We start from the raw sequence: 6,622 nt of genomic DNA, 5'->3' as shown, positions 1-6,622 counted from the left end.
GTACGAAATCCTGCTACTATAAATGCGTTCATATTTTTGAATTTTTAATTTCGAAAATTAATTTTTTAGTTCCTTAATATTTTTCCTCCGGTTAAAATACTCTGAATTCTTTCTAAGGTTTTTCTCTCACCTGCTAAAGATAAAAAAGCTTCGCGTTCCAAGTCTAATAAATATTGTTCGCTTACCAAAGTGGGTTGCGAAAGATCGCCTCCACAAAGTACGTAGCCTAATTTTTGAGAAATTTTTACATCGTGTTCCGAAATATATTTTCCGCTCAACATCGCATTCGCACCCAAATAAGCCAATGCTAAACCTTCTTTTCCAAGTACACGAATATCATTTCGAGGTGTTGGTTGTGAATAACCATTATCGGCTAATTCTATGCAAGCCGCTTTTGCTTCCGCCAACAGGCGAGGTAGTGAAACTACAACAGCATCTTGTCCTTTACGTAAATAACCTAAGTCAAATGCCTCGTAAGCAGATGTTGAAACTTGTGCTTGTCCGATGGTTAAAAAACGTTTTCTGAAATTATTTAATTCGATATCGCCTTCGCGGATTTCATCAGAAAGACGAACGGCAAACTCTTTGGTTCCGCCACCTCCCGGAATTAATCCAACACCAAATTCAACCAAACCCATATAGGTTTCTGCATGTGCCATCACTTTATCGGAGTGCATACTCATTTCGCACGAACCGCCCAAAGCCATGTTATGAGGCGCAACCACAACCGGAATAGACGAATATCGAACGCGCATCATTGTATTTTGAAATGATTTTATCGCGAAATTTAATTCGTCCCAATTTTGTTCAACTGCCATCATAAAAATCAATCCCACATTTGCTCCAGCAGAAAAATTTTGTCCTTCGTTGGAAATAACTACTCCGCGAAAATCTTTTTCCGCCATTTCAATTGCAGTGTTAACCCCTTGTAAAATCTCGCCTCCAATGGTATTCATCTTCGTGTGAAATTCTACATTTAAAATACCATCGCCAATATCAGTAACAGTCGTTCCTGCATTTTTCCAAACTGTTTTTGTGCCGCGAATGTTTTCCAACAAAATAAAATTTTCCGTTCCCGGAATGGCTTTATATGTTTTTGTAGGAATGTCGTAATATTTCTTTTGCCCGTTTTCTATTTTATAAAAAGAAGTATTTCCACCTTTCAGCATTTCATAAATCCAAGCGGCAGGTTTGTTTCCAGCACTTTCCATTGCTTTAACCGTTTCGGAAACTCCCAGTGCGTCCCAAGCTTCGAAAGGTCCGAGTTCCCAGCCAAAACCTGCATTCATAGCGGAATCTATTCGATATACTTCATCCGAAATTTCAGGAATACGATTGGAAACATACGCGAACAATCCGTAAAACGAAGCACGGTAAAATTCGCCCGCTTTGTCTTTTCCTGCCAACAACACTTTCATCCGGTCGTTCAGATTATCAATTGTTTTTGTGCTTTCTAATGTTGCAAATTTTATTTTTTGAGAAGTTTTATATTCTAATGTTCTTAAGTCTAAGGACTGTATTTCAGATTTTCCGTCTTTAGTTTTTACCTTCTTAAAAAAACCTTGTTCGGTTTTACTTCCGAGCCATTTATTTTCAGCCATTTTAGCAACGTAATTCGGAAGCACAAATAATTCTTTTGCTTCATCGTTCGGGCAATTTGCGGCTAATCCGTTTGCCACGTGAATCAATGTATCCAAACCAACTACATCGCAAGTGCGGAATGTTGCCGATTTCGGACGACCTAAAACGGGACCAGTTAATTTATCCACTTCATCAACGGTAAGTCCCATTTTTTCAACCAAATGAAACAATGCCATAATTCCGAAAACACCAATTCTATTGGCAATAAAAGCAGGAGTATCTTTACATAAAACAGTCGTTTTTCCCAAATACAAATCTCCATAATTCATTAAAAAATCAATTACTTCAGGCGAAGTATGCGGAGTAGGAATTATTTCCAGCAATTTTAAATAGCGTGGCGGATTGAAAAAATGTGATCCGCAAAAATTATTTTTGAAATCTTCACTGCGACCTTCCGTCATTAAATGAATCGGAATTCCAGAAGTATTGGATGTTATCAAAGTGCCTTGTTTGCGGTATTTTTCCACATTCGTAAACACTTGTTGTTTGATGTCTAAACGCTCCACCACCACTTCAATTATCCAATCGCACGAAGCAATATCTTTCAAATTATCATCAAAATTTCCAGTGGTAATGCGCTTGGCAAATTCCTTTTTGTAAATAGGCGAAGGATTCGATTTCAAAGCGAAAGCCAATTCTGAATCCACAATTTTATTGCGCGATTTTTTATCCGTTCCAGCATCTTTCGGAACAATATCCAATAATAAAACTTCTACTCCAATATTGGCAAAATGGCAAGCAATGCGGCTTCCCATAACTCCTGAACCGAGAACGGCTACTTTTTTTATAATTCGTTTCGACATATTAAAATTTATTTTGATGTTGGAATTAGTTGTTGCGTATTTAATTTATCAACGATGACGTTAATACTGTCAATCGTTGCATAAAATTCTTTTAACTTTTTTTTGCCCAATTTTTCTTTTACAATTTTGTTGAAATTTTTAACCGTTTGTTTCGAAAGTTCTCTCTTTTCAAGTCCTTTGGGCGTTAAATAAATAATTACGGAGCGTTTATCTTCCAGACTTGTTTTTCGTTTTATCCATTTTTTTTCTTCCAAACCTTTCAACATGCGCGATAAACTTTTGGATTCCATTCCCAACAAAGGACCAATTTTAGTAGAAGCCGTTCCATTTTCAGGATGAATATTCAACAGCACAAATCCCATTGCAGTAGATAAATCCTGAGTGCTTCCAGCTCCGTTGTACATACGGTTTATCAAGTGCCAAGAAGTCTTTATTTTGGAACAAACAGTACTTTTATTATCCGAAACTTCTTTTTTCATCGCGACAAAGATAAATATATTTACTCTGCACGCACACTAAATTTGAAAAATTATTTTTTGAACACTTTTTTTCAGCTTCAAAAAAATAATTTTTCAAAGCTCTTTACAAAGGAATATTTTTAATCAAAGTTTGTAGGTATCTCAACTGTTTGAGGTACGAAATACTATTTTTTGAGTAAATCAAACAATTTGGTATTTATGTATAAAGTTTCTTTCCATACTTGTTTTGTTTTAAGCACTTTTATACTTTCAAGTTCCTTTAAATATTTTGATGCTGTGATGCGAGAAATACCTAAACGTTCCGTTAAATATTCACTTTTACAATACGGATGTTCAAACAATAATTCAACCAATTCCTTGCTGTATGACTTAGGTGCATTTTTCTTTACAAATTCCTGTGTTTTGATAAACAACCGACTAATCTCATTTACATGCTCGATAGTTTCGTTGGCTGTTTTCTCTACACCTTTTAAAATATACAATACCCATGCTTCCCAATTATTTTTTGTGCGTACTTCCTGCAATAAGCGGTAATAGTCTGCTTTGTTAGCAATAATGTATGCACTTAAATACAACACTGGCGTTTCAAGCATGCCATTCATTATTAGGTAAAGAATATTTATGATACGTCCTGTACGACCATTGCCATCATAAAAAGGGTGTATGCTTTCAAATTGATAATGTTGAACAGCCATTTTTATAAGTACAGAAATCTCATCTTTTTCATTCAGATATTTTTCGAGATTTGTCATTAAACGATTTATGCTTTCTAAATTGTCAGGTGGTGTGTAAATAATTTTGCCTGTAACTGCGTTACGAAGTGCAGTACCTGTAAGGTTTCGAATACCTGCATTGTTTTCTTCTAATCTTTTTTGAATTTCAATAATTGCATTACTACTCAAATAGCCCTTCTTTTTAATAAAATGAAAACCGTATAACATTGCCACTCGATAACGTAATACCTCTTTTGTAGCACTATCTGTTTTAGAGCCTTTGGAGGATAAGGCTTCGTATAATTTATCCTGTGTAGTAATTACATTCTCAATTTCTGAACTGGCGCGAGCTTCTTTTAAGATAACGGCATTTAACAGGATTTCGGGATTAGGTAATATTTTAGACGAGCCTTTTAATTCCGCTAAAGCAATGGAAGATTTTACAAGTTGGCGAAGTATCTTTACAGTTTCAACCTCAGCCGTTACAGGCGGCAAAAGCGGCAAATTGTTAAACGGCTTTTCGTTGTTTATTTGTGGGACTTTACTTTTTTTTGTCATGTAAAGAAATTATACCTGATAGTTTTATCATGTAAAGATAATGATAAAATTTATACCTGATAAATTTCTCATGTAAAGAAATTATACTTGATGGTTTATAGCCGATTTATTTATTGTTATTTCGCAAAACCATAAAGAATGTCGGTTTCGTATAGGTTTTCAATAAGTTTGTGTTGAGTTGATGTTTATTGTTTCCAAAAAAAAAAACGAAAAATTATTTTTTTGAAATACTTCTGTAAAAATTTTAAATATCCACGGAAAAGGCTTTAAATTGCTGAACGGACAAGATTCGTAAAGGATTATCAAAATTTATTGCAAGTGCAAATCATCAAATTTGCATAATTATTTTTCGACTTATTTTATTAAATAATCAAGTCTAGAATACCTATCTGTCCCGAGTTTCCTTTGACTTTAACATTTATTATTATAATTATTTCGCCATTTTCTGTTAATGTTGTATCAAGCAAATAGTCCGTATCTATATTAACTTTAAAAATCAAATCATCATCTTCCAATAAACAAAGCATTGGATTCTGAGTTGAAGTTGGTGTCCAAGAACTTGGTAATTCAGAAGAATCTTTTGGAGGTCTTAATGCGTCAAAAAGTGTTTTAAGTTTATTATCAATATCTCCAAAACCTTTGTAATCATGAGGAATTAGAATTTTTAAGTCTAATTCAACATACATATTCCACTTGTCTGATACTAAGAAAAAGAAATCATATTTGTTAACAGTCTTATGAAAGTCGGGAAATTCAGATTTTTTAAATAAGTCAGCTCTTATATTTAGCGGAGGGTAATTCCGAAGTGTTACCAATTGTTCGTGGATTTTTTGTCGTATGTCATTTTTATTTTCGACACTATTATGATTTCCACTTTTAATTATCCCTTTGTAAAATAAAGTAAATTCCATTTAGATTGTTTTGGGTTAAGAAGTTTGCAACTAACTCACAAAGTTACTTAGGTGTTCAATAATCTCAATTTTATTTCCCAAAAATTCTTTACAAAGGAATATTTCCGTGTTTCTTTTTCGGCAAATGCGCAACTTTATTTTCGAGCATTTTAAAAGCTTTAATTAATTTTTCGCGAGTGTCTTCGGGTTTTATCACTTCGTCAATAAATCCTCTTTCAGCTGCGCGGTAAGGATTTGCGAAGTGTTCTAAATATTCTTCTTCTTTTTTCTTTAACTCTTTTTCGCCTTTAAAAATAATTTCTACCGCACCTTTTGCGCCCATTACTGCAATTTCGGCACTTGGCCAAGCGTAATTCATATCAGCTCCAATGTGTTTGCTGTTCATCACATCATAAGCGCCACCGTAAGCTTTACGTGTAATAACGGTAATGCGCGGAACAGTAGCTTCGCAAAACGCATACAATAATTTTGCGCCATTACTGATAATCGCATTCCATTCTTGATCGGTGCCAGGTAAAAATCCCGGAACGTCTTCAAAAACCAATAAAGGAATGTTGAAACTGTCGCAGAAACGCACAAAACGCGCGGCTTTGGTAGAAGAATGATTGTCTAACACGCCCGCCAAAAATGCAGGTTGATTGGCAACAATTCCGATGCTTCTTCCGGCTAATCGAGCAAAACCGACAACAATATTTTCAGCAAAATTTTTGTGTACTTCTAAAAAAGATTCGGAATCAATTACTCCGTTTATCACTTCCCGAATATCATAAGGTTGATTCGGATTTTCAGGAATTATTTTTGAAAGTTCAGGACGTTTTTCAGAACCTGTATTTTCATACAAATAACGTGGCGCATCGTCTTCGCAATTCTGCGGAATGTAACTCAACAATGCTTTTATATTATTGATACATTCAATTTCGTTCGCACAAGAAAAATGCGTAACACCTGATTTTGCTGAATGTGTAGAAGCTCCGCCTAACTCTTCGCTCGTAACTTCTTCGTGCGTAACAGTTTTCACAACGTTCGGACCTGTAACAAACATGTACGAGGTATTTTCCACCATCATAATAAAATCAGTGATAGCGGGCGAATACACCGCCCCTCCAGCGCAAGGTCCCATAATGGCGGACAGTTGCGGAATAACTCCCGAAGCCATTGTGTTGCGATAAAAAATATCTGCGTAACCTCCCAAGGAAACCACACCTTCTTGGATTCGCGCTCCACCACTGTCGTTTAAGCCGATTAAAGGTGCGCCATTTTTCATTGCAAGATCCATTATTTTGCAAATTTTTTCGGCATGTGTTTCGGAAAGTGAGCCACCGAAAACTGTAAAATCTTGTGAAAAAACATATACCAAGCGTCCGTTGATAGTGCCATAACCGGTTACAACTCCATCACCTAAATATTTTTCTTTTTCCAACCCAAATTCTACCGAACGATGCGTAACAAACATTCCGATTTCTTCAAAAGAATTTTCATCCATTAAAAAATGTAAGCGTTCGCGTGCTGTTAATTTT

Annotated in this window: 5 protein-coding genes; all 5 read right to left on the bottom strand. The window is 35.3% G+C overall.

The window, feature by feature from the left end:
• Positions 1 to 65: 65 nt before the first annotated feature.
• Positions 66 to 2,444, bottom strand: coding sequence for a 3-hydroxyacyl-CoA dehydrogenase/enoyl-CoA hydratase family protein (locus ABIZ51_05295; GenBank protein MEO7088193.1), 2,379 nt, complete (start codon positions 2,442 to 2,444; stop codon positions 66 to 68).
• An 8-nt stretch (positions 2,445 to 2,452) separates the two neighbouring features.
• Positions 2,453 to 2,923: a MarR family transcriptional regulator gene (locus ABIZ51_05290; GenBank protein MEO7088192.1), complete on the bottom strand. Its 471-nt coding sequence runs from the start codon at positions 2,921 to 2,923 to the stop codon at positions 2,453 to 2,455.
• Positions 2,924 to 3,087: 164 nt separating this feature from the next.
• Entirely contained in the window at positions 3,088 to 4,194 is a 1,107-nt protein-coding gene (locus ABIZ51_05285) for a Fic family protein (GenBank protein MEO7088191.1), read from the bottom strand.
• A gap of 362 nt (positions 4,195 to 4,556) precedes the next feature.
• Positions 4,557 to 5,105 (bottom strand): hypothetical protein, encoded by a 549-nt coding sequence (locus tag ABIZ51_05280; GenBank protein MEO7088190.1) that lies wholly within the window; start codon positions 5,103 to 5,105, stop codon positions 4,557 to 4,559.
• Between the two features lie 88 nt (positions 5,106 to 5,193).
• Positions 5,194 to 6,622 (bottom strand): acyl-CoA carboxylase subunit beta (locus ABIZ51_05275; GenBank protein ID MEO7088189.1); only part of this gene is annotated, 1,429 nt, incomplete at its 5' end.

Source organism: Bacteroidia bacterium (assembly GCA_039924845.1).
Taxonomy (GTDB): Bacteria; Bacteroidota; Bacteroidia; order DATLTG01; family DATLTG01; genus DATLTG01.
This window is presented reverse-complemented; position numbering and strand designations above follow the sequence as displayed.